This is a genomic window from Segatella maculosa OT 289 (genome assembly GCF_000243015.1).
Classification (GTDB): Bacteria; Bacteroidota; Bacteroidia; order Bacteroidales; family Bacteroidaceae; genus Prevotella; species Prevotella maculosa.
Window position 1 is genome coordinate 81,521 of the sequence record NZ_JH594503.1, and the last position, 23,863, is coordinate 105,383.

The 23,863-nt window shown below is 48.4% G+C and carries 23 protein-coding genes; 19 read left to right on the forward strand and 4 right to left on the reverse strand.

The genetic code is table 11. From position 1 onward, the window contains the following. The first annotated feature begins 61 nt into the window (after positions 1–61). The 7 genes from HMPREF9944_RS06350 to HMPREF9944_RS06380 all read left to right on the forward strand — a co-directional run bounded on the left by HMPREF9944_RS06350 (position 62) and on the right by HMPREF9944_RS06380 (position 7,946). Complete coding sequence (locus tag HMPREF9944_RS06350) at positions 62–2,593, forward strand: TonB-dependent receptor (RefSeq protein ID WP_008565269.1); 2,532 nt, start codon at positions 62–64, stop codon at positions 2,591–2,593. Positions 2,594–2,612: 19 nt separating this feature from the next. Next, positions 2,613–3,449 (forward strand): DUF5689 domain-containing protein, encoded by an 837-nt coding sequence (locus HMPREF9944_RS06355; protein ID WP_008565270.1) that lies wholly within the window; start codon positions 2,613–2,615, stop codon positions 3,447–3,449. A 34-nt stretch (positions 3,450–3,483) separates the two neighbouring features. After that, the gene (locus HMPREF9944_RS06360; RefSeq protein ID WP_008565271.1) at positions 3,484–4,797 is read left to right on the forward strand and encodes a DUF6359 domain-containing protein; all 1,314 of its coding nucleotides are present in this window, start codon (positions 3,484–3,486) and stop codon (positions 4,795–4,797) included. A 103-nt stretch (positions 4,798–4,900) separates the two neighbouring features. After that, positions 4,901–5,152, forward strand: a complete 252-nt coding sequence (locus HMPREF9944_RS06365; protein ID WP_004374378.1) for a type B 50S ribosomal protein L31 — start codon at positions 4,901–4,903, stop codon at positions 5,150–5,152. A gap of 93 nt (positions 5,153–5,245) precedes the next feature. After that, complete coding sequence (locus tag HMPREF9944_RS06370) at positions 5,246–6,214, forward strand: DNA/RNA non-specific endonuclease (RefSeq protein WP_008565277.1); 969 nt, start codon at positions 5,246–5,248, stop codon at positions 6,212–6,214. 841 nt (positions 6,215–7,055) lie between these two features. Then, entirely contained in the window at positions 7,056–7,526 is a 471-nt protein-coding gene (gene greA / locus HMPREF9944_RS06375) for a transcription elongation factor GreA (RefSeq protein WP_025830321.1), read from the forward strand. 27 nt (positions 7,527–7,553) lie between these two features. After that, positions 7,554–7,946, forward strand: a complete 393-nt coding sequence (locus HMPREF9944_RS06380; RefSeq protein ID WP_008565279.1) for an HIT family protein — start codon at positions 7,554–7,556, stop codon at positions 7,944–7,946. A 195-nt stretch (positions 7,947–8,141) separates the two neighbouring features. Here HMPREF9944_RS06380 and mutY read toward each other — a convergent pair whose 3' ends face one another. Further along, entirely contained in the window at positions 8,142–9,170 is a 1,029-nt protein-coding gene (mutY, locus tag HMPREF9944_RS06385) for an A/G-specific adenine glycosylase (protein ID WP_008565280.1), read from the reverse strand. A gap of 101 nt (positions 9,171–9,271) precedes the next feature. Between mutY and HMPREF9944_RS06390 the strand changes: the two genes are divergently transcribed. Next, positions 9,272–11,449, forward strand: a complete 2,178-nt coding sequence (locus HMPREF9944_RS06390) for a helix-turn-helix domain-containing protein (RefSeq protein ID WP_008565281.1) — start codon at positions 9,272–9,274, stop codon at positions 11,447–11,449. Between the two features lie 18 nt (positions 11,450–11,467). Next, positions 11,468–11,863, forward strand: a complete 396-nt coding sequence (locus HMPREF9944_RS06395) for a hypothetical protein (RefSeq protein ID WP_008565282.1) — start codon at positions 11,468–11,470, stop codon at positions 11,861–11,863. Position 11,864: 1 nt separating this feature from the next. On the opposite strand, the gene dacB is transcribed toward HMPREF9944_RS06395, so the two are convergent. Beyond that, complete coding sequence (gene dacB / locus HMPREF9944_RS06400) at positions 11,865–13,127, reverse strand: D-alanyl-D-alanine carboxypeptidase/D-alanyl-D-alanine endopeptidase (RefSeq protein ID WP_044113498.1); 1,263 nt, start codon at positions 13,125–13,127, stop codon at positions 11,865–11,867. Between the two features lie 365 nt (positions 13,128–13,492). On the opposite strand from dacB, the gene HMPREF9944_RS06405 reads away from it, so the two are divergent. The 3 genes from HMPREF9944_RS06405 to HMPREF9944_RS06415 are packed head-to-tail and all read left to right on the forward strand — an operon-like array spanning position 13,493 to position 16,625. Further along, positions 13,493–14,431, forward strand: coding sequence for a DUF6261 family protein (locus HMPREF9944_RS06405; protein WP_008565284.1), 939 nt, complete (start codon positions 13,493–13,495; stop codon positions 14,429–14,431). 50 nt (positions 14,432–14,481) lie between these two features. Further along, positions 14,482–14,694: a heavy-metal-associated domain-containing protein gene (locus HMPREF9944_RS06410; RefSeq protein ID WP_008565285.1), complete on the forward strand. Its 213-nt coding sequence runs from the start codon at positions 14,482–14,484 to the stop codon at positions 14,692–14,694. An 11-nt stretch (positions 14,695–14,705) separates the two neighbouring features. Next, positions 14,706–16,625: a heavy metal translocating P-type ATPase gene (locus HMPREF9944_RS06415; protein WP_008565286.1), complete on the forward strand. Its 1,920-nt coding sequence runs from the start codon at positions 14,706–14,708 to the stop codon at positions 16,623–16,625. Here the strand turns inward: HMPREF9944_RS06415 and HMPREF9944_RS06420 are convergent. Further along, positions 16,622–17,395, reverse strand: coding sequence for a hypothetical protein (locus HMPREF9944_RS06420; protein ID WP_044113461.1), 774 nt, complete (start codon positions 17,393–17,395; stop codon positions 16,622–16,624). The genes HMPREF9944_RS06415 and HMPREF9944_RS06420 overlap by 4 nt on opposite strands. Before the next feature lie 161 nt (positions 17,396–17,556). On the opposite strand from HMPREF9944_RS06420, the gene HMPREF9944_RS06425 reads away from it, so the two are divergent. After that, entirely contained in the window at positions 17,557–18,162 is a 606-nt protein-coding gene (locus HMPREF9944_RS06425; RefSeq protein ID WP_008565290.1) for a hypothetical protein, read from the forward strand. Positions 18,163–18,593: 431 nt separating this feature from the next. Here the strand turns inward: HMPREF9944_RS06425 and HMPREF9944_RS06430 are convergent, their stop codons facing one another. Next, positions 18,594–19,376: a radical SAM protein gene (locus tag HMPREF9944_RS06430; RefSeq protein ID WP_008565291.1), complete on the reverse strand. Its 783-nt coding sequence runs from the start codon at positions 19,374–19,376 to the stop codon at positions 18,594–18,596. Positions 19,377–19,526: 150 nt separating this feature from the next. On the opposite strand from HMPREF9944_RS06430, the gene HMPREF9944_RS06435 reads away from it, so the two are divergent. From HMPREF9944_RS06435 to folK, 6 genes are all read left to right on the forward strand, one after another. Further along, on the forward strand, positions 19,527–20,405 hold the full coding sequence (locus tag HMPREF9944_RS06435) for a cell division protein FtsX (RefSeq protein WP_008565292.1): 879 nt from the start codon (positions 19,527–19,529) through the stop codon (positions 20,403–20,405). A gap of 72 nt (positions 20,406–20,477) precedes the next feature. Continuing rightward, positions 20,478–20,720, forward strand: a complete 243-nt coding sequence (locus HMPREF9944_RS06440) for a DUF3098 domain-containing protein (protein WP_008565293.1) — start codon at positions 20,478–20,480, stop codon at positions 20,718–20,720. Continuing rightward, positions 20,720–21,550 carry an undecaprenyl-diphosphate phosphatase gene (locus HMPREF9944_RS06445; protein WP_008565294.1) on the forward strand — a complete coding sequence of 277 codons (831 nt, stop codon included), beginning with the start codon at positions 20,720–20,722 and terminating at the stop codon, positions 21,548–21,550. Before HMPREF9944_RS06440 ends, HMPREF9944_RS06445 begins: the two co-directional genes overlap by 1 nt. After that, the gene (gene truB, locus HMPREF9944_RS06450; RefSeq protein ID WP_008565295.1) at positions 21,550–22,230 is read left to right on the forward strand and encodes a tRNA pseudouridine(55) synthase TruB; all 681 of its coding nucleotides are present in this window, start codon (positions 21,550–21,552) and stop codon (positions 22,228–22,230) included. The genes HMPREF9944_RS06445 and truB overlap by 1 nt, the downstream gene beginning before the upstream one ends. A 25-nt stretch (positions 22,231–22,255) precedes the next feature. Next, on the forward strand, positions 22,256–23,422 hold the full coding sequence (locus tag HMPREF9944_RS06455; RefSeq protein WP_008565296.1) for an S-adenosylmethionine:tRNA ribosyltransferase-isomerase: 1,167 nt from the start codon (positions 22,256–22,258) through the stop codon (positions 23,420–23,422). Between the two features lie 4 nt (positions 23,423–23,426). Continuing rightward, the gene (folK, locus tag HMPREF9944_RS06460) at positions 23,427–23,849 is read left to right on the forward strand and encodes a 2-amino-4-hydroxy-6-hydroxymethyldihydropteridine diphosphokinase (protein ID WP_172633983.1); all 423 of its coding nucleotides are present in this window, start codon (positions 23,427–23,429) and stop codon (positions 23,847–23,849) included. Positions 23,850–23,863: the final 14 nt, after the last annotated feature.

The window sequence follows — 23,863 nt, forward strand, 5'->3', positions numbered from 1 at the left end:
TCAGTTTAGAATAAATTTCGTTACTTTGCAGGTAGAATTAATGTTTATTAAGTGGTAATCTATGCAAAAACATCTCCAATTAACAGTGATAGCTCTCTGTTGTTCGACGGCCACCATTGCCCAGAATGTGAACCCACAGCAGCAGGGTAAGTCGCTCGAAGAGAACGCTTTCACCTTCACCGAGGCCCAGTTGGGCGAAGATGATAACATGTCTCAGAACGTGACTATCCTCAATTCGGCCACCAATGCCTATGCAAGTGAGGTGGGATTCCTGTTCTCTCCCGTTCGATTTCGGTATCGGGCACTCAATCAAAAGTATAATGAAATCTACATTAATGGGGCACCTGTGAACGATATAGAGCGTGGACAGTTCAGCTATTCGGCTGTCGGTGGCCTCAATCAGATGACACGTAACGTCGATTTCTCGCTTCCGTTCGAGGGCAACAGCTATGGAATGACGGGCATGGCAGGCAGCAACAACTACAATTTCCGCAGTGGAAGCATGGCCACCGGCCATCGTTTTAGCCTCGCAGGTGCCAACCGTAACTATACAGTTCGGGGCATGTACACTTACAATAGCGGCTTCAATGCTAAGGGATGGGCTGTTACCGGCAACCTAACTTACCGTTGGGCAGACCGCGGTTACGTGGAGGGAACGTTCTACAATGCCCTGTCTTATTTCTTTGGTGTGCAGAAACTGCTCGGCAATCACAGCTTTTCTTTCGCCACATGGGGCAACCCTACGGAGCGAGCAACGCAGGGAGCGGCGACCGATGAGAGCTTTTGGATAGCTCAAGATTACCAATATAACCCTTATTGGGGCTATCAAAATGGGAAGAAACGCAACTCTCGTATCGTCACAGACTACGCTCCTTCGGCACTCTTAACATGGGATTGGGACATCGATAATCAGTCAAAATTGACGACAACCTTGCTGGGAAAGTACAGCAATTACAAGAGTACTAAACTCAATTATAACAACGCAGACAACCCTCAACCGGACTATTATAAGGTGCTACCCAGCAACTTTTACGACGTATGGGGGGGCATTTCGCGTTTCAAAACGGCCCAAGCTTTGGCCGATTGGAACATGGCTTACGACTGGCTTTCAAGCAGTAAGGCGCATCGACAGGTTGATTGGGACCGCCTGTATGAGGCCAACCGCGGCGCAAACCAGCAGGGTGCAGATGCCATGTACTACGTGCAAGCCCGCCACAACAACAATCTTTACCTGACATTGGCCTCTACCTTGACCAAGAACCTGACGGACAAAAGCACATGGAACCTTGGCTTTACGATTGCAGGCAACAAGGGATTCCATTACCAAACGATGGAGGATATGCTCGGAGCAACGTCGTTTCACAATGTTAACAACTACGCAATAGGCACGTTCTCAAGGTATTCAGATGCTGTGCAGTACGACCTTAACCGCCCGAATGCCCTTGTCGGCAACGGAGATAAGTTCGGTTACGACTACAATATCAATGTTGTTCGTGCCAATGTGTGGAGTAATTATGCCGAAACAAGAGGCATTTTCCACTACAATATCGCTGCAAAGGTAGGCTATGATGCCATGAATAGGGACGGCAAAATGCGTAATGGTCTGTTCATAAACAACTCATATGGCAAGAGTAAAACAGCCAGATTCCTCTCCGGTGGCGGTAAGTTTGCAGGCTCAATTGACGTGGGACACGGCAATGTTTTGTCTTTAGGACTGGGCTATGAGGCCAAAAGTCCCAATGCAAATGTGGCTTTTCAGGCTCCCGAAATGAACAATGATTTCGTGCAAAACCTGAAGAATGAACTTGTTTTCAGCAGCGAATTGAGTTATCAACTCAGCACTCCTTGGCTGCATGCCAACCTGAGTGGCTACTATAATCGGGTGACCAATGCCACCGAATGGACCTGTTTCTACTTCGATGATATCAACTCTTTCTCCTATAATGCACTCACTAAGCTGAAGAAAGCCTACTATGGTGTGGAGTTAGGTATGAAGTTTAAGCTCACTTCTTACCTTGATTTAAAGGCCTTGGGCACCGTTAGTGAAGCCAAAAACACAAGCAATGCGCACGTTCGTTACCTGAATTCAACACAAGGAAACTATAAGGATGATGAGGCCATCGTAAAGGGAATGCGAGAGAACGGCACCCCTCTTACCGCGGCAAGTATAGGACTTAGCTTCCATCAGCAGGGTTGGTTCATCGATTTGAACGGTAATTATTACGACCGAATTTACTTGAGTTACTCGCCTTACTACCGCTATGCGACCTCTTTAAAGAACATCGGTGCGACCGACAGCAACGGCAATTACATCGTCAGTCCGCAGGATAAGGGTAAAGGGGGCTTTATGCTTGACGCGAGCATCGGCAAGAGTATCCGCCTAAGGAAAGGCGCTTTGGCCATTAATCTCATGGTGACGAACTTGCTGAACAACCAGAAAATCGTCACAGGAGGCTATGAACAGAGCCGCAGCGACTATTCAATTAAGGAAGACGGCACCACAAGTGACCGCACTTATCGCTTCTCTAAGAACCCGAAAAAGTATCATGTGTATGGCATGAACGGCATGTTACAGGTGGCATATAGATTTTAATCCAAAACAAAGAAACAAGATGAAGACTATCAAATACATCATATTGGCGCTGTGCACACTCTTTGTAGGTTGCATGGACGGCGATTGGGACGCACCGAACGGTGGACATTCGCGCGGAAACGCTGCCATCAAGGAGACCCATGTCATCACGATTGCACAGCTGAAAGACAAATATAAAAGTCAACTTTCGGCGGCTTATGGCTATGCACAAGTGACCGAAGACCTCCAAATCAAGGCCGTTGTGACCGGAAACGACATCGAAGGCAACCTTTTCAGCCAAATATCACTCGATGACGGCACTGGAGCTATCATCATAGGTATAGGAGAAGGCGGCATTAATGGCTATCTTCCGGTAGGCACAGAGATACTCGTTAGCCTCAAAGACCTCTACATTGGCAACTATGGATACCAGCCACAGATAGGCACGCTCTATGAAAGTGCAAAGGGACAGACGTCAGTAGGCCGCATGGCCCGCATGCGTTGGGACCGTCATTTCACCTATACCGGTCGCATGAAGACCGTGGCTCCTGTGGAATTTGACCAAAACAAAATGACTGATGCCGACTATTTGGCGGCCAACTGCGGCAAGTTGATGACGCTGAAAAACGTATATTTCAGCGATGGAGGGGTGAAAGACTATGCCAACAAGAAAGACGTTGTCAACAACAACTGCTGTGAACGCGCGCTAAAAGGCCTCAACAGCAGCAACATTGTCGTCCGAACGAGCACCTATGCCGACTTTGCTGCCGACAAATTACCTGTGAGTGAGGTGAACATCACGGGCATCTTTACGCGCTATAACGACAAGTGGCAGGTCATCATACGGTCGGACAAGGATATAGAATTCGTACAATAATCCATCAAAACCATAATCCAAAAAGAATAACATAATGAAAAAACTGATTTATTCCTTATTCCTTATGGCTGTTGCAGCCATGACATTCACTGCTTGCTCGAACGTTCCAGAACCCTACGAGAACCCGAATGGCGGAAAAGAAACGCCGAAACCGGAAATCAAAGGCGACCCTTCTGGCAAGGGAACTGTTGAAGAACCTTACAATGTTGCGGCTGCCTTGCAACAAATCAAAGCGCTGAAAGCCGATGGAAAGACGCCGGAGATGTACGTAAAAGGCATCATTGTCGAGGTTAAAGATGTTGAACTCAAAACGTATGGCAACGCTTCTTACTACATTGCCGACAGCAAAGACGGCACCGAAAAGCTCTATATTTATCAGAGTCGTTACTTAGGTAAGGAGAAATTCAACGCCAAAGACCAAATCAAAGTGGGCGACGAAGTCGTCGTTTGTGGCCCGTTTGTGAACTTCAGAGGCAATACTCCCGAGACCGAAGGCAAGGGCGCAAGCTACCTTTATTCGCTCAATGGCAAGAAAGCGGGAGGCGAAACGCCCGATAAACCAAAGGCTGAAGGCGACGGAACCGAGGCTTCTCCCTACAATGTTTCAGCCGCACAAGACCAGAAAACGGGTACAACCGGATATGTCAAAGGCTACATTGTCGGCTATATTTATGGAAAGTCTATAAAGACCGGGGCCATATTCAATGCTGATACCTGCACAGTTGAGACCAATCTCCTCGTGGCAGCAAAGGCAGATGAGACAAATCCTTCAAATTGTCTAACCATTCAGCTGCCAAAAGGAAAGGTAAGAGACGGACTGAACCTAAAGGCTCACAAGGGAAACCTCAAGCAGGAAGTCGTTCTTTATGGCGATATTGCAGACTATTACGGGCAAAAAGGATTGAAGAATCTTTCATATGCGAAGATTGGTAGCACAGAACTCGGCATTAAACCGGGCACCGTTCCTCCTGCTGTGGCTAAGGGAACGGGCACACTTACCGATCCTTACAACGCAACTGCAGCGACAGAGGCCGCTAAAAAGTTGGGAACTGGAAAGACTTCCACGGAAGATGTCTACATCAAAGGCAAGATTTCAGAGGTGCAATATGTCTTTTCCAAGAAATACGGAACTGCAGCTTTCAAGATTTCCGACGATGGTCAGGTGCCAAACAGCTTCATTATCTTCGGTACTTATTATTTGGAAAACAAGCCATGGGTCGAAGGTAACGAGCAAATTAAAGTGGGCGACGAGGTCATTATCTGCGGCAAACTGACCAATTATAAGGGAACTTATGAGACAGCTTCAAAGAAAAACTATATTTATTCTTTGAACGGAAAGACCAAATAAGCCTTATAAAAACATCTAAAATAATTTGGCAGGCTGCGAAGTTTTCATTAACTTTGCAGCCTGTTACGCAGATAATGAATTATAAACTATAATATTTAACGAAATGAAAAAAGGTATTCACCCTGAAAACTATCGCCCCGTCGTATTCAAAGATATGTCCAACGGCGATATGTTCCTTACGAAGTCTACGGCTAAAACCAACGATACCGTGGAGTTTGAAGGCGAGACTTACCCCGTGGTTAAGATTGAAATATCAAGTACCTCACACCCGTTCTACACCGGTAAGAGCAAGCTTGTTGATACTGCAGGCCGCGTTGACCGCTTCATGAACCGTTACGGCAAGCTAAAGAAGTAAATATATCTTTTTAGAATATATTCTTTTCGGAATGCGTTCAAACGTAGTTGCATATGCGTTTGAGCGCATTTGTGGTTTAAAATCCATAGCATTATGAAATATTATTCTGTTTTTCTCAGCCTTGCATTGGCCACTTTCTCTTTCATCTCGTGTGGCGGAAACGACAATGACGGCGAAGACGGCGGCGGAAACAGCGTAGTCGGCAACGCCAACTGCAATGTTCCGGTCATCGGACAGTCTATAGAAATCACCCGTTTGGGCTTTCCAAAGGTGAAAGGAGGGGCGAGTGAGGTCGTTGTTCACAGCACTTCTGCCTTCGGAATGACCTATGCTTTGGAGTGGGATCACGAGAAACGGTCGTCCCGTTGGTGCTGTTATGAAATCAAAGACGGCAATCATCAGAAGGTTTGGGAGCGCAGTGGGTGGAAGAAAAGAGACTGGCTTGGCGACCCGTTTCAGCACGATCCGAAGATACCTGCTAAGGAACAGCCTCCTGTAAATGGCGAGTTCAGCGGTAGTTACTTCCCTGATCATTCCGGGAAATGGTTCGACCGAGGGCATATTGTGGCCTCAGAAGACCGCGTATATTCGAAGGATGCCAACGAACAAACGTTCTATATGACGAACATGCAACCCCAAGTTCACGCGTTCAATGCAGGCATTTGGCTGAAAATGGAGGCGTGTGTGCGCGATCATTTCAGCAAGGGCAGCACCGTTTATGTGTGCAAAGGCGGCACAATCGACGACGAAAAGCAAATCCTTATGCGCACAAAGAGCGGCTTCATTGTGCCCCGTTACTTCTTCATGGCAGTGATGTTGAAGAATAATGACGGCTATCATGCTTTCGGATTTTGGGTGGAACACCGCAATGAAAAACGCAGTAAATATATCCTTTCCAACTATGTTGTCAACATTGATGAACTGGAACAGAAGACTGGCATCGACTTCTTTTGCAACCTTCCCGATGACGTTGAAAACCAAATGGAGGGCGAAAGCGTACAATCTGTCAAGTCTTACTTCCGTTCATGGGGCATCAATCAGACTGCCTCCACCGTTAATTAGGCCATTTCTGCCGTTTTAGCATCGCCTTTTTAGCAAGATTGAAAGCGAGAACTAACAGCATAGAAAACAATTTCGTTCAAACCGCTTTGTAATCTCAGCCATTTTACCGCGCAATATGGCTGAGATTACCGCACAATATAGCTAAGATTGCGCGGTAAAATGGCTGAGATTGAAACGTAAGGTGTAAGTGGTTGATTATCAATTTGAATGCATGTAGGGACGTACGGCCCGTACGGCCATTCATGTTTCAGTTGACAATGGACAAGTAAATAGGTAGACAAGTTGATTGTTACGCGGCATGTAGGGACGCACGGCCCGTGCGTCCGCCCACATTTCAGTTGAAAGTAAACGAGTAAACGGGCGAACAAGTTGATTGTTGATACCATTTTTGTATGTTTGAGCCTCCCTTTCTGGAGCGCCGAAATGGGTATTCTGGAGGGCTACGTTCGGTATTTTGCTTTTGAAAGAGGCCCAAAAAGAGACTCTGCTACGTCCCAATTTGTTTTTTTAACCTTAAATCTAATACTATGAAATACAGTGTAAAGTTATTCAAGATTTCAATACTTGTCAAGAGATTGCACCCATGAAAAATAAGTAAATAATGTTTTAATTATTATAATATAGGCTGGTATGCATGCCAACGAGCGCTGGTTAAGCCAACATTCAACGCTAAAGATACTTAAAAACTTGCTTTATTCAAAATTAATGGCTATCTTTGCAGCAGATAAAACATAGAGAGTAGGGCAAGGATATGAATTCCGACAGGGTTAAGGTGTCGGGATTCTTATTTTTTTTGATACTCTTGCAGCATTCAATATTAACAAGAAAAACGAATAACATTATGGCTTACATGTCACAAGAAGGCTACGACAAGCTCGTAGCAGAGTTGCAACGACTCGAGTCTGTGGAGCGTCCAAAGGCGTCAGCTGCTATTGCTGAGGCCCGTGACAAGGGCGATTTGAGTGAGAACTCGGAGTATGATGCCGCCAAAGAAGCGCAGGCTCATCTTGAAGATAAAATCAACAAGATGAAGGTTTCCATTGCCGAGGCGAAGATAGTTGACCTGTCTCGCCTCAGTACCGACGCTGTTCAGATTATGTCGAAGGTTGAAATGACCAACATGAGTACCAAAGCTAAGATGGTATATACCATCGTCAGCGAGAACGAAGCCAATCTGAAACAGGGCAAAATCAGCATCAAAACGCCGATTGCACAGGGATTGTTGAACCATAAGGAAGGCGATATTGTCGAGGTGGAGATACCACGTGGCATCATCAAACTGCGCATTGACAAAATCAGTATCGAGGCTTAATCACGTCAAATCCTTAATATCAGAGATATGAGTACACTGTTTTCAAAGATTGCCGCAGGCGAAATCCCAAGCTATAAATGCGCCGAAAGCGACAAGTTCTATGCGTTTCTCGACATCGATCCTGTGACAAAGGGTCACACGTTGGTCGTTCCTCGCAAGGAAGTAGACTATATCTTCGACATGGAAGACGCTGATTTGGCCGAGTTCGAAGTGTTTGCTAAGCGCGTAGCCCGGGCCATTAAGGCGGCCTTTCCCTGCAAGAAAGTGGCACAAATTGTGCTGGGTCTCGAGGTAAACCATGCGCATATCCATCTGCTTCCGATGAATAGTGAGGCCGATGTTGACTTCAAACACCATGTGAAACTCACCGAAGAGGAGTTCAAGGAGATTGCGGAGAAGATAAGAAAGGAGTTCAAATAATACCCACCCCGACCCTCCCAAAGGGAGGGAGTGTATGCTTGCGGCGAGCTCTCTCGATTTTATTTTGCAAAAGAGAAAGAGATAAAGGGTAAATATCAGCTTGAATTGTGAAATTAAAAACGGTGCTTTGCAATGCAAGGCACCGTTTTTAGGTTTCTATATACCTTTTATTATTATGTTCCATCAGGGCTTTCGCTATCCCAAACTCCCTCCCTTTGGGAGGGTCGGGGTGGGTAGTAGTTTCTCCATCAACCTCGGTATCGCGTAATTTTCAATCTCTTCTTCTTTAATCCAGATGAAATCGGGAGGCAAAGACGGGCGATTTGGCCGTTCAATCAGATAGAAATCGGCAAGAAGGATGCGGTGAGTAAGCACGTGTTTCACGTCTTTTTGCAGCAAAAGGGCAGTTGCCTTCAGGTCGGAAGAAAGGTGTTCGGCCTCGGGAACCGTCCATAACCCCTGCCAGATGTCACCGCTCCCGCGCTTGTGAATGGCAATCCTTCCGTTACACCTTATATAATATAGGGACAGACGACGCGTCACCACCTTCACCGTTTTCAGCTTCACGGGTAGCCGATCTACGCTGTCTTCGCGTCTTGCCACGCACGTTTCTTCCAACGGACACAGCTCGCACGCCGGACTTTTCGGCACACATTGCGTTGCTCCGAAGTCCATCATGGCTTGGTTATAGTCGGCCGCTTCATGCTCAGGCAAGTGGTCCTCGGCCAATGAAGCAAAGAGTTTGCGCCCCTCAGTGGTGTTAATGGGCGTGTCAATGCCGAAATATCGCGCCAACACCCGATAGAAATTGCCGTCGACAGCGGCTGCAGGAATACCGAAAGCGAAGCTACCTATGGCCGCAGCCGTATAGTCTCCGACTCCTTTCAACTGTCTGATGGCATCTAAAGTATCGGGAAAACGACCCAAAGCTACGATTTGTTGCGCCGCCGTATGCAGGTTCCGAGCCCGCGAATAGTAGCCCAATCCCTGCCACATGCGCATCACTTCGTCCTCGGTTGCGGCCGCAAGGTCGTCCACGCACGGCCATTTCTGCATGAAACGTAGCCAATATTCCATGCCTTGGGCAATGCGCGTTTGTTGCAGAATGATTTCACTAAGCCAAATGGCATAGGGATCTTGCGTGTGTCGCCACGGCAAATCGCGTCCGTTCATGCGAAACCATGCCAACAAAGTCTGTGCGAAAAGCGAGTTGTTTTGCTTCATATTCGTGCAAAGTTACGATTTTTCTCAGATAAAATCCTTACCTTTGTAGGAGAACCTGCTGGTTTAGAATAAGGAATTCCATTCATTCAATCGCGAAACGCATGCAAACCAATGTCGAATTAGAGCAAGCTTGGGAGTTTGTGGAACACACGGGAACGAGCATTTTCCTTACGGGAAAGGCCGGAACAGGCAAGACCACGTTCCTCAAAAGCGTTGTGGAAAAGAGCCAAAAGCGGCTTGTTGTCGTTGCACCCACGGGCGTTGCGGCCATCAATGCACATGGTGTGACCATTCATTCTTTCTTTCAGTTGCCCTTTTCTCCTTACATTCCAAATACCATTGTCAAGAGAGAATACGGTGTATCCAAGGAGAAACGGAATATCATCAAGACGCTCGACCTGCTCATCATCGATGAAATCAGTATGGTGCGCAGCGACCTTTTGGATGCAATCGACTCGGTATTGCGTCGCTTTAAGAACCCGACAAAGCCCTTTGGTGGCGTACAATTGCTCATGATAGGCGACCTTCAGCAACTCACTCCCGTCGTAACTGACGAGGATGCACACATGCTGAAGCCTCACTATTCAACCCCTTATTTCTTCGGAAGTCATGCACTTGCGCAGATACCTTACGTGACAATAGCTCTCAAACACGTGTATCGGCAGCAAGACGACGCCTTTCTTAACATCTTGAACCACGTGCGCGAAGGCCGTCCGACGGCTGAAGACATGCAACGATTGAACGCACGTTACGACCCAAACTTCCGCCCTGAAGAAGATTATATTCGGTTGACCACGCATAATGCCATGGCCGACAACTACAACGACAGCCAGTTAGCCCAATTAGCAACGCCATCATATAACTTCAAAGCCGAAATCCGAGGCACATTTCCCGAGTACAGCTATCCCACGAGTGAGATATTGACGCTCAAAGCGGGCGCGCAAGTGATGTTTGTCAAGAACGACAGTTCTCCACTCCGACAGTATTACAACGGCAGAATCGGTCGGGTGAAGCGCATAGACAAGGAACAAATCATCGTCCATTGTCCCGGAGATAACTTCGATATCACCGTGACGCCGCAGGAATGGGAGAACACGCGCTACGTCATCAACAAGGAAACCAAAGAAATCGAGCCCGAGGTTCAGGGCATGTTCAGGCAATATCCGCTGCGCTTGGCATGGGCCATCACCATCCATAAGAGCCAAGGCTTGACTTTTGAACACGCCATCATCGACGCCGAAATGTCGTTTGCTCCGGGGCAGGTTTACGTGGCACTGAGCCGTTGCAAGACGCTCGAAGGCCTCGTACTTGCGTCACGCATCGACGACAAGGCCATCATCAACGACCGACGAGTGGCCGACTACATCGCGCGACAAGAAAACGAAGCCGAACGAAGCATCAGCATGCTGGAGCACCACAAACAAGCGTATCATAAGCAGCAACTCATGGAGCTCTTCACGTTCAACGACGTGCTACGGGCACAAGAGAGCCTCTGCCGCGCGGCCGTCGAGTGGCTGCACCCCTACCCCAAGCTGACTGCGCTTCACAAAGCCACGCAGAAGGCCCTCTGCGAGCAGGTGGACCGCGTAGCCATGAAATGGCTCACAATCATCAATCAAACTGACGAAAATCTACTGACGAACGACGCATTCCTCGAGAGGGTGAAGCGCAGCGCCGGTTATTTCAACGCCACGCTTAACAATCACCTGCGCCCGCTGATCGACCGGACGCGCGAAGCCAAGATTGCGAACAAAAACGGGGCCGAACGATTGCAAACCACCTTCGACGACCTCCGCGTGGCCTACCTCACCAAGCACTATCTGCTCGACGCGGTCTTCAAGCGCGGGTTCGAGGTCGGCCACTACCTGAAACTGCGGCAAATCGCCTTCCTCGATGCCCTCGACGAAGTGTTTCCGCAAATCAACATCGCGCGACGGAGGCACAAGGAATCCACGCCCCCAAAAACCAAGTGCGAAGACACGAAACTGGTGTCGCGCCGCATGTTCGATGAAGGGAAGACCGCCGGAGACATCGCCGTGGCCCGCAACCTCACCATCTCGACCGTCGAAAACCATCTGGCCCATTTCGTCGGAAAAGGCGAGCTGAAAGCCATCGACGTCATCGGAAAAATGCGCTACGAAACCGTCACCGACGCCCTGAACTGCCTCGAAAACACAACCGACATGAAGAACATCAAGGAAAAATGCCCCGATTTTATAACTTATGGCGACATCAAAGTCGTGCTCGCCGAGAAAGGCAACTCTCCCGCCGCATCTTGAAACAATTCTAAAAAAAATATGAAAAAAATCTTTATATTCATCTGTTGCATTGCAGCGATGTTCGCGTCTACCGCCTGCCGCTATGCGCACGAGGACAAACCCGGCGACACCGTTGCAGCCATCAACTTCGACCCCTCTTTGGCTCCGAAACCCAAGCAGCCAACAGCGTCAGACACTTCGAAAACACAGCCGACAACCGACAGCATCGACATCTTCATCATCGGCGACGGTAGCACGAGGCGCACACTGCAGCTTCTGTCCTATCCGAGCAAACGCGACACGGCCATCTTCCGCAAGGCCCAACACATCAGAGTCAGCGGAAGCGCAGACTACGGGCGCGTCGTTCGCGTGACGTTTTTTTGCCTACCGTCGGGTGATTCCCTCGTGAATACGGTCACGGAAGTCAGAAATTGACTCAGTTCGGCGCGCAAAGCACGGTGCAAACGCGGTCTTGAAAAGCGCGCCCATTTCGCCCGTGCATGACGCCCTGATTGATGATAGCGAAGCAAAGCGCGTGCCCATTCGCCGCACGACAAAACCCCGCGAGGCTCGTAATTCCCGTCAGCGTTCCAGTCTTTGCCGTCACGTTGCCATTCGTGAAGCTTCCACGCATGCGCTTCTTCAGCGTTCCGTCTACACCGGCAATCGGAAGCGCAGGCAACAAATGGTTCCGGATATTTTTATTCCTATACGCATAGCGCAACAATCTCACCTCCAATTCCGCGCTCAAATAATTGTAGAGCGACAGCCCAGAGCCATCAGCGAACTTATATTTTGATGGGTCGAGACCTATTTTCTCAACAAGTCCTCTTATCACCGTGCGCGCATTCCTTGCCGTCGCCGGTCGGCTCCCCGTGCTCGCGGCAATCTGATAGAACGTCGCCTCTGCATAAAGATTATCACTCTCCTTAAGCATACGCATCAAAATTTGGTCGATAGTATGAAAGCGCGCCACGATACAGTAAGCGCCGTTCGGCTTTTTTTTGTCGTCAATAGAAGCGTCCACAAAAATACCATGCTCGACCAAGGCATTCAGAAAGCGTCCCATAAAAATATCCTTGCCGCCGATGAGCAACGGCGTCAAAACCTTGTTCTTGTCGTCCCAGCACCACCCCTCGCCATATGCTTTCTCATCTTTCATGCTGCGGTCCGCATATAAATGACCCTCTATCGTGTCTACGCCCATCTTTCGAATACCCTCGACAAACGCATTCAGGTCATCGCTGTTGAAACGCGGGTCAAATCCACCGACGCAATAAATGTCGCCCGTCAGTTTCCTGTTTTCTATTTTTCCGGTATAGCATAGTTCTGTCTTGAATTGATAATCACCACCGAGTTTGTCAATCGCCGTTACAGCCGTAATAAGTTTCATCGTACTTGCCGGGCGCATCAGTTGCCGCTCATTATAAGCAAACAGCGCGCTGTCTGCATCGAGGTCATACACCATTAATCCCACTTGCGAGGTCTCGAACATATCACTCTTGAGTAAGTTTCTCAACCGATATTGCACATTTTCCGGCCAAGGAAGCGAAATACTGTCGTTAAACAGTGTATCAACCATAGCCGAATCCGAAACGCTTTCGTTGTCGCCATCATCAATGACTTCATTTTCTACTTGCGCGAATGTTGGCAATGAAAATAATGTCATCAGCAGAAATAACCATCTGATTTTCCCCATTCCCATATAACTTACATCTATTTGCTTACAAAAATAATAAAAAAATACCAAATCCTTTCATATTATATCACTTTTTTTACTCCTTTTTTTAAATTTTCTCTATGATTTCCTTGCGTTTCCAAGAAAAAAAGGTATATTTGCAAAAAATCTATTGATAATAAAAAAAGATTTATTGTCTTTTATAAAAATATTTATTGATATGAGAAAATATTTATTTTTGAATAAAATCCTTGGGAAAATGGCAAAAAACATTTGTTTCTGAACAAAATCCTTGGGAAAATGATAAAAAACATTATTTATAAATATGAAATATTATAGAAAATATAAAATCATAATAAATTAATAATCTCTAAATCAAAAAATCTATGAAAATTAGAAATCAAAACACTTATCGACTCCAACATATGGAGCATTATCAATTTGTTAATCATGTATTGACAATTTGTAAAGAAGCAAAAATCGAAAAGCTTGACGCTGTTCTTGTGGCTCTTCAAAAAGCATTTGAAAAGGAAGATTTATCATTGAATTTACCACGTAAAGAAGAGGGAACTAAAGAACTCCGAGAACTTGATAAAGAACGTAGCAATGCTTATCGTGCGTTAATATTCGCGGTAAAACTGAACCAAAATTCAGAAGTAAAAACGAATAGAGATGCAGCAGAAAAATTATCAGAAGTAATATCGCGCTATCCGAAGTTATTAAAAGCCAACTATGACAAGAAAAGCGGAATGATTAAAAATCTCGTTACTGATTTTTCTGAAACTGAAACACTTGAGCATGTAAAACTTCTCAAAATAAAACCATATATCGACAGACTTAGTAATGCCAATAAAACGTTTGATGAACTTTATTGTTCGCGACTGAAATCGTCTATTCCGACAGGGACATTCGATGTAAAAGCACTACGCGCTGAAACCGACGCTGCGCTCAATGACGTTTTGCGCCGAATAGACTCGCTCGACGACCTCGAACCCGAAACGCCTAACCTTGCAGAACTCATTAAACACTATAACGCACTTGTCGAGAAGAAACATTTCACACTTTCTCATCGCGCAGGAACGTCGCAGACAGCTCGCAAGAAACGTACGGCCGGATACGCTGCGCTGCTGCAGCCCGGTTTCGCGCAACTTGAAGAATCACTCGACTTGCCATCAAAAACCTTATCGTTTACGGGCAAGACAAAAGGAACTGGCGCAAAACGCAACTATCAGCTCGCCATAAAAGGTCAGACGGGTCTCGACGGCAAACCGCGCATGGTCTGGGTAATCGTGGATAAAAACGGGAAACTTTCAGAAGTAAAATAAAGTGTTATCCCTAATTTCAGATGAACGTTAAATAAAAAAATGATAAAAATATGACAACAAAAACTTTCAGCGTTAACGGAATGAAGTGTGGGCATTGCAAAGCCAATGTCGAACAGGCCATTTTGGCATTAGACGGTGTGTCGCGCGCAGAGGCTAACCTCGAAGCAAAGAGCGTGACGGTAGAATTTGACGAAAATCGTCAGAAAACGACTGATATCAAGCAAGCCGTCGAAAACTCCGGTCGGTATGAGCTTATCATCTAAATATTTCCGAGATGAAAAAAACAGTTCCAATCGTTGGTATGGCGTGCGCGGCATGTGCAGCCAATGTCGAAAAGCGACTTAAGGGTTTAAAAGGCATACAATCAGTAGCCGTATCGTTGCCGGGTCGTTCGGCGCAGATTGATTATGACCCAGCCGTGATTTCCCTCGAGAAAATGAAGCAAGAGGTTAACAACGCCGGCTACGACCTCGTCATAGAGAGCGGAAGAAGCGCCGACGAGGTTTCGCGACGAGAATTCATACTTTTGCGTCGAAAAACGATTCTTTCGTGGTTGTCATCGGCTTTGATAATGGCAATCTCAATGCGATGGCTCGTCGTCGGCAGCCGCGACATGGGCAATCAGGTGTCGTTGCTGCTGTCGCTCTTCACGCTTCTTTACTGTGGACGAGTGTTCTATCAGACAGCCTTTCGGCAGCTAATTCATCGTATGGCGAGCATGGATACGCTGGTGGCGCTGTCTACGGGCATCAGTTTTCTGTTCAGCGTCTTCAACACATTTTGGGGCGATAGCGTGTGGGGCAGTCGCGGCATCGAATGGCACACGTATTACGATGCTAGTGTGATGATTATCACATTTGTGCTGACCGGCCGACTGTTGGAAGATAAGGCGAAAGATGCGACGGCAGCCTCTATCCGTCAGTTGATGGGTCTTCAACCCAAAACGGCGCGCATCCTACAGGACGGGGCGATCGTCGAAGTGCCTATTTCAACGATAGAACGTGGCGACGTATTGGAAGTTCGGGCTGGCGATAAAATTCCGGTTGACGGCGAGGTCGTAGCGGCCGAAAGTTTTATGAAAGCAGATGCGGCCTACGTAGACGAGAGCATGATTACGGGCGAACCGACGCCTGCGGAGAAAAAAATAGGCGACGACGTGCTGGCCGGAACCATTCCCAGCCAAGGAAAGCTGCGCATGCGGGCGCGACAGATTGGCGAGGACACGGCGCTCGCCCATATTATTCAGATGGTGCAAGAGGCCCAAGGGAGTAAGGCCCCGGTGCAGAGAATTGTCGATCAGGCTGCTTTGATTTTTGTGCCGATTGTCGCATTGATTTCGCTCGCTACATTTCTTTTGTGGTGGATAATCGGTGGGAATACCGCTTTGCCTCAGGCTATTCTGTCGGCCGTCGCAGTGCTTGTGATTGCCTGTCCTTGCGCGATGGGGCTCGCCACCCCCACGGCGCTGATGGTCGGAATTGGTAAAGCCGCGCAGGAAAAAGTGCTCATTAAGGACGCAACCGCCTTGGAACGGTTGCGCAAAGTCGATGCCATGGTAATCGACAAGACCGGAACGTTAACCATTCCCAATCAGGACATCGATTTCACAAAAGCCGATGACTTACCACTTGAAGCGCGCGAATCGCTCAAGCCGAACGCTGCCGAAGCAATGCAATCCTTGCAAAATTCCGGCGTAGAAGTCTACATGATGAGTGGCGATAAGGAAGAAGCTGCCCGTTATTGGGCCCAGAAAGCGGGTATCGAACATTATAAGAGTAAAGTGCTTCCGCAGGACAAAGAGGACCTTGTTCGCACGCTTCAGCAACGCGGAAAGACTGTGGCGATGGTCGGAGATGGCATCAATGACACGCAAGCCTTGGCTTTGGCAGACGTCAGTATCGCGATAGGAAGGGGTACAGATGTGGCCATGGACGTGGCCCAAGTGACTTTAATGAGCGACGATTTAAGGTGCATTCCCAAGGCAATCCGGCTGAGTCAGCGCACCGTAAAGATGATTGGTCAGAACCTATTTTGGGCTTTTATATACAACATTGTCTGCATTCCTTTGGCCGCGGGTGCGCTGCATCTCTTCGCAATAGACTTTCAAATCACACCCATGTGGGCCGGAATGCTCATGGCATTCTCAAGCGTCAGCGTCGTTTTGAACAGTCTTCGGCTGCGGTATGTAGCCTAATTTTTGGGCACGGGATAGTTGTATTGGTCGAAATAACGCAAGCCCTGACGGCGGTACCATGCGCTTTCTACGTTGATTTGCAGGCTGAACGACGGGCTTACCGTGTACTTTATAGCTGCTCCGATGACGTCGGCACCGGGCATACCGATGCCGGATGCCATCGGATAATACATGCCGTAAAGACCCGGACTGCCATATCCGAAAAGCCCATAGCGGTTATAATAGTTGCCATAATTATTGACAACGCTCTTTTGTCCGTACACCCAAGCCTCCCAACGGTCGTTAAACCGGTAGCCAAGAGCGGCGTAAATGGCACCGTCACGATAGGAATCACTGCCCCAATTGATGTTCTGCACGTAGCCACCGGCTGCCAACCAAAGCCGCTTATCCTTTGATATCGGGGCCAAATACGTGGCGTTGATGCGCTGACCGAAGCCTCCATGATGCGGCAAATCGTGGCCGAAAGTGGCAAAGGCCAACAAATTCATCGACACGTTCAGGCCACGATGGAGTCCCCAACCATAGTCATATAAATAAGGTGTAAGCACGGTTGGCACGGCAACTTCCCTGTCCGGGTCTGCATAATCAATGCGCCGGGACTCGCCGCTATAGACATAGCTCGTCGTATCGGTGCAAATCGTGTCGCCGGGAAGCAACCATCCCTTGCGTGGAGCGTCGAAACTGTGGAGCGGTCCCTCGTGTATTCGCGTCTGTGCCTGCGCAAAAAGCGTGCAAACCAGTGCGAGAATGATTGTCTTTGTCCTTTTCATTGCGACAAAGATACGAAAGGAAAGCATAACGTTTGCAGCCGGTTAGTGTTTTTTATGATAACAAAATCAAAAACAACGACGAACATTAAATAACATAAAATAATTTTGTCGTTCTCGCAATTTGGCCTAAATTTGCTCACATATCAACAAAAGGAGCGTTTATGAAAAAGCAGTATTTAGTGCTCATGGCAGCGTTTTTGCCGGCGATGACCTTGCCTGTCGGCGCACAGAACAACAAGAACAACCAACAGGAAACGCTGGTCGGGAAGGTCTCAAAGCTATGGAAAGACGCCAAAAAGCAGATTGATAAGACAGGAAAAGACATCGGAGAGAAAATCGGTTTCGATGAACTTGCATCGAAAAAGCATGAAGCCGACCTGATAGAAGTAGACGGGATCAAGTATATGCCCGTGTACACTACCGACCATTTTGCCAAACTTCACCCCAAAGAAGACGCCGAACTCGTGCGCCTCTCGCGTGAAGCTTTCATGCAAAAATACCCACAAGCGGAGATTATCCACGCCGTCGTGCCACAGAAGGATTGGCTGAATACCGTCTTGCGCGACGGCTCCAAGGTGACAGGTTACAGGCGTCGGGCCTACTGTTACGTGGTGGCTAAGGACGGAACCGAGGGATATCTCAATGCATGTTTCCTGTTTATGGCCGACCGCGAAGCCGGAAACGACTATGTAAAAAGCAAAAGTTGGCCGCGCAGAGCGTGCACGGACGCCGTTCCAAGCCAAGTATATCCCCAATTGATAAGATAAAAAGGGCTGAAAGAATTGTCAAATGTGAGCAGACGCACGAGCCGTGCATCACTACATACGTTCAATCGTTTTCTCATTTCAGCCATTTCACCGTGCAATATAGCTGACTTTACCCCACAATCTCACCCATTTCACCGCGCAAAATGGCTGAGATTGAAATGCAAGGTGTAAGTCGTTGGTAATCAATTCGGCTGAAGCTCGAGAGTGTTTGAGTGTGTGTAGGGACGCACGATTCGTGTGTCCGCTCAAGTTTCAGTTGGCCGTTGCCAAGTAAACAGGTGGACAAGTTGAATGTCTATACGGATACAGGAGTGAAATGGCGGCAGATTATACGGCGAACGTGGTGGACAAGTTGAATGTCTACACGCATATAGGGACATAAGTCCGGCCTTCCGCCCTCCGAAAGGGCTGAGAGCGGCTTTTTATTCTTCTCAATACGACGCCGTACATGCTATTCCTACGGCGATGACACGGTCGCGAATGGCGTTCAACTCGGCTGGTGTGGCCTTGAGAAGTGCCTTATCTGGCGTCTCACGGTCGATGGTATAAATCATCACCTCCTGCGGTTGGACGCGCTTCATGGCCTCCAACCACGGCCCGACAAAGCGTTCGTGCGTGTTATCAACGTCGGTTCCGTCTTCTGCCCTACCCTTCAAGAACATCGATTGAATGATGACGTGGCCGTTGAAACGGCAGAGTTGGTCGATGATTTTGTGGATATCGTACGACGGTTGCTGCGGTCTGTCTACCTTATTTATATAGTCCGAATCGACCGTATCCACCTTCAATATGTTGTTATCCACGCGCATCAAGGCCTCGAAAACGCTGTCCTTGAAGATGAATGTGCTGTTGCTTAGCACACTGATTTTAGCTTCCGGACAGTATTGGTTGCGCAGTCTTACGGTGTCATCTATGATATTTTGGAAGTCAGGATGGGCCGTCGGCTCTCCATTTCCGGCAAAGGTCAGCACGTCGGGTCGCTCATTTCGCGTGCGCATCTCACGCAGTTTGGCCTCCAGAGCAGTGGCAACGGCCTCGCGCGAAGGGCGTCGCAGGGTCGGCACATGGTCTTTGTTGAACCCGCATTCACAGTAGATGCAGTCGAAATTACACATCTTTCCGTCGGCCGGCATGAGGTTGATGCCCAGCGAAATGCCCAATCGGCGGCTGTGAACCGGGCCAAAAATGGGCGAAGGATAAATGATAGTGCTCATACAGTGGGCAAAGTTAGCGAATTAATTCGGTATGCTTTCATTTACAAGATGATTAGAATAAATTAATAGTTAACGGAGGTTAAACTATTGTGTGACGGCGAATTAAGCATTACCTTTGTGGGATATTTGTTGTGATATACGCTGTTCGGAATGGGAAATAAACGCAAAAATACGCGCAATCGGCAAGGATTGCAAAGCGTTACGCTGTGTATCAGCACGTCGTTGGTGCTGATTTTGTTGGGAATGGTGGTCTTTTCCGTGCTCACGGCAAGGAATATGTCGACCTATGTAAGGGAGAATCTCATCGTAACGATGATGCTTCAAGACGACATGACGAACCCCGAAGCCCGGCAACTTTGCGGCAGATTGCATCGCTATCCCTATATAAATAATGTGGAATTCATCAGCAAAGAGCAGGCATTAAAGGAGCAAACGCAGGCCTTGGGCACAGATCCTTCGGAGTTTATCGGAGCCAATCCGTTTCAGGCTTCCATTGAGATTAGACTCAAAAGTGACTATGCCAACACCGACTCTTTACAGTGGATTACAAAGGAATTACAGCGATATCCCAAGGTAGGAAGCATCACTTATCAAAAGGGTTTGATGGATAGTGTCAATACGTTGCTGCAGAAAATCAGCCTTGTCCTGCTGTTTTTGGCCGGCTTGCTGACCTTTGTCTCGTTCTCACTCATCAGCAACACCGTCCGTTTGAGCATCTATGCGCGACGCTTCTCCATTCACATTATGAAACTGGTCGGCGCATCTTGGGGTTTCATTCGGCGTCCGTTCGTGTTGCGAGCCGTGGGTGTTGGCATCATAGCCGCACTGCTTGCAGTGGTTATTTTGGGCTGTTGTGTCTACGCACTCTACACCTATGAGCCCGATATATTGACCGTTGTGACACCCGAAGTGATGGTTTTTACGGCCTTGTCTGTGTTTCTCTTCGGCATTATTATCACGGCGATATGTGCCGGTCTTTCGGTGAATAAGTTCCTGAAGATGAAAGCCGGCGAACTATATAAGATATGATTGGACCCCAAGATGCGTGGAATTGTCGCGAAAACCACGCACGACGGGGCGATAGATAAACGAAAACAAGTTATGAATAAAAAGAATTTTGCATTCGATAAGACCAACTTCATGCTGTTGGCCATTGGAATGGCGGTCGTCATCTTGGGCTTTATCCTCATGAGCGGAGGCGGTTCTTCGGAACAAAACTTCGACCCCGGCATCTTCAGCACGATGAAAATAAAGGTCGCTCCGGTGATTTGCTTCGTCGGATTCGTGTCAATCGTCTATGCCATTATCCGTAAACCGAAGGACAATTACACCGAGACAGACTGATGGATTTCCTGCAAACGCTGATTATTTCGATTGTGGAGGGGCTGACAGAGTTCCTCCCTGTGTCGTCAACGGGCCACATGATCATTGCCCAAAACCTGTTGGGAGTGCCCCAAGGCGACCCATTCGTGCACGCTTTCACGTTCATTATCCAGTTCGGGGCCATTCTTTCGGTGGTGTGTCTCTATTGGAAACGCTTCTTTCAGATGCGTACCAAGCAAGAGTTCTTCGACAAGATGAAGTTCTATGGACTGCTGATAGTGGGTGTTGTTCCGGCGGTCATCGTCGGTTTGATAGCCAAGAAAAGCGGATTGCTCGACCGGTTGCTCGACAGCGTTGAGGTCGTTGCGGCGACCTTGGTCATTGGCGGCGTGTTCATGTTGTTCTGCGATCGCCTCTTTAACAAGGGCACCGAAGAGAACAAAGTCGATTGGATTCGTGCGCTGAAGATAGGTTGTTTCCAATGTCTTTCGGTCATTCCGGGTATGAGTCGCAGCATGGCTACCATCGTGGGTGGCATGCAACAACAGCTAACACGGCAGCGGGCGGCCGAGTTTTCCTTCTTTCTTGCGGTGCCAACTATGGCCGGTGCGACACTTCTCGACCTGCTGGATATGTTCAAAGAAGGCACAGATTGGGCCACGACACAGCACATCGAGACCCTCGTTTTGGGCTGTATTGTCGCCTTTATCGTGGCCATCTTGGCCATGAAATGGTTCGTCGGGTTCCTTGCAAAGTATGGTTTTAGGGCCTTTGGTTGGTACCGCATCATTGTCGGAACAGTCATTTTGATACTTTTGGCAACAGGTCATTCGCTTGTAATGGTAGACTGATGGACTTCAAAACAGGAGAGGTTTTCGCGATAGACAAGCCTTATCGCATATCAAGTTTCGGTGCATTGGCCCACGTGCGCTATGTGCTTTCGCGCACATTAGGCTGCAAAGTGAAGATTGGTCACGCCGGAACGCTCGACCCATTGGCCACGGGAGTGCTCGTTCTTTGCACGGGAAAGGCTACCAAACGCATTGAGGAATTCCAAGGAAACAGCAAGGAATACGCCGCAACCTTGCAGCTCGGGGCCACTACGGCCAGCTATGACAGGGAGCATGAAGTCAATGCAACCTTCCCGACAGCACACATTTCGCGAGCGTTGATAGCCGAAACGCTGCCACAATTCATCGGCGACATCGAGCAGATACCACCCACTTACAGTGCCGTGAAAGTGAACGGCGACCGGGCATATGAGCTGCGTCGGGCCGGAGAAGAGGTGAAACTGAAGCCTAAGCAAGTCCATATTGATGAGATAGAAGTAACAGATTTCGATGCAGAAAAAATGCTATTGAGCCTCAGGGTGGTGTGTGGAAAGGGCACATATATCCGTGCTTTGGCCCGAGATTTGGGCCGTGCGTTGGATAGTGGAGCCTATCTGACGGCCCTACGTCGCACGCGTGTGGGCGAGTTCACCGTTGACAAGTGTCTCGACTACGAACATATCAGAGAATGGATAGAATAAGAATTAAACTTAATAATAAAGATATATGAAGTTATCACAGTTCAAATTTAATCTGGAACAGGAACAAGTAGCGCTCTATCCCCACAGCTTCACCCGCACATTCAAGAACGAAGACGGCACCACGGACAGCTTTCAGGTGACGCGACAAGACGAATGTCGGTTGATGGTCTTGCACAAACGGTCGGGCAAAATCGACATGTTCAAGAAAGACGCCGAGGGAAATCCCATTGAAGGAGCGTTCCTTGACTTCCGCAATATCCTTGATTATTTCGACGAGGGTGACACCTTCATATTCAACGACACAAAGGTTTTCCCGGCTCGTCTCTATGGAACAAAGGAGAAGACCGATGCAAAAATCGAGGTGTTCCTGCTCAGAGAGCTGAACCCGGAGATGCGTCTGTGGGATGTTCTCGTGGAGCCTGCCCGCAAAATCCGCATCGGCAACAAGCTGTTCTTCGACGAAACGGGAACGATGGTGGCCGAAGTTATCGACAATACCACCAGCCGCGGCCGCACACTTCGGTTCCTTTACGACTGCGACCACGATGAGTTCAAACGCGAACTCTTCGCATTGGGAGAGGCTCCTTTGCCTCGTTATGTGATTGATAATCGCAAGGAACCGCATGCAACCGCAACCGATTTGGCCGACTTCCAGACCGTTTTTGCCAAGCATGAAGGGGCGGTAACGGCTCCTGCAACAGGCCTTCATTTCAGCCGAGAACTGCTGAAACGCATGGAGATACGGGGCATTCACGATGCCTATATCACGCTGCATTGCGGGCTTGGGAACTTCAATCCCATCGAAGTGGAAGACCTTACAAAGCACAAGATTGACTCGGAAAAGATGGTTATCTCAGCCAAAGCATGTGCTCGGGTGAACCAAACCAAGCGCGAAAGACACCACGTCTTGGCCGTAGGCGTCAGCGTGGTGAAGGCCACGGAGACTGCCGTTGGCACCGATGGTATGCTGAAAGAGTATGACGGATGGACCAACAAGTTCATCTTCCCACCTTATGATTTCGGCTTGGCCGACTCAATGGTGGCCAACTTCTACCACCCCTTATCGACTCTTCTCATGGCAACGGCGGCCTTTGGTGGCTACGATGCCGTGATGGAATGCTATCGGTTGGCCTCCGAGAACGGCTACATGTTCGGCTGTTATGGCGACGCCTTGCTGATTTTAGACGATTGATGGCTTGCTGACGGTGGCTTTACATACGGTTTATTTGGGGCTGGGCTCGAACATCGGAAACCGGAAACGCAACATGCGCGACGCTATCCAACTGCTTGAAACGGCTGTAGGAACGGTGAAGCGGCAGTCGGAAATGATTGAAACGGAGCCGTGGGGCTTCTGCTCGCCCAATCGGTTCATCAACATGTGCGTGTGCATTGAGACACGGTTGACGCCTCGCCAACTGCTTGAAGCCACGCGAACGATTGAGAAGAAGATGGGGCGAACAGTGAAATCCGACGTCAACGGGTATGCCGACCGCATCATCGACATCGACATTCTGCTTTATGATGACCTGCGAATCGACGAGGCTGATTTGCACATTCCCCACCCGCTGATGCACGAACGCGACTTTGTAATGATTCCGCTCCGCGAGATTTTGGAGTGAGAACAAGACAAAAG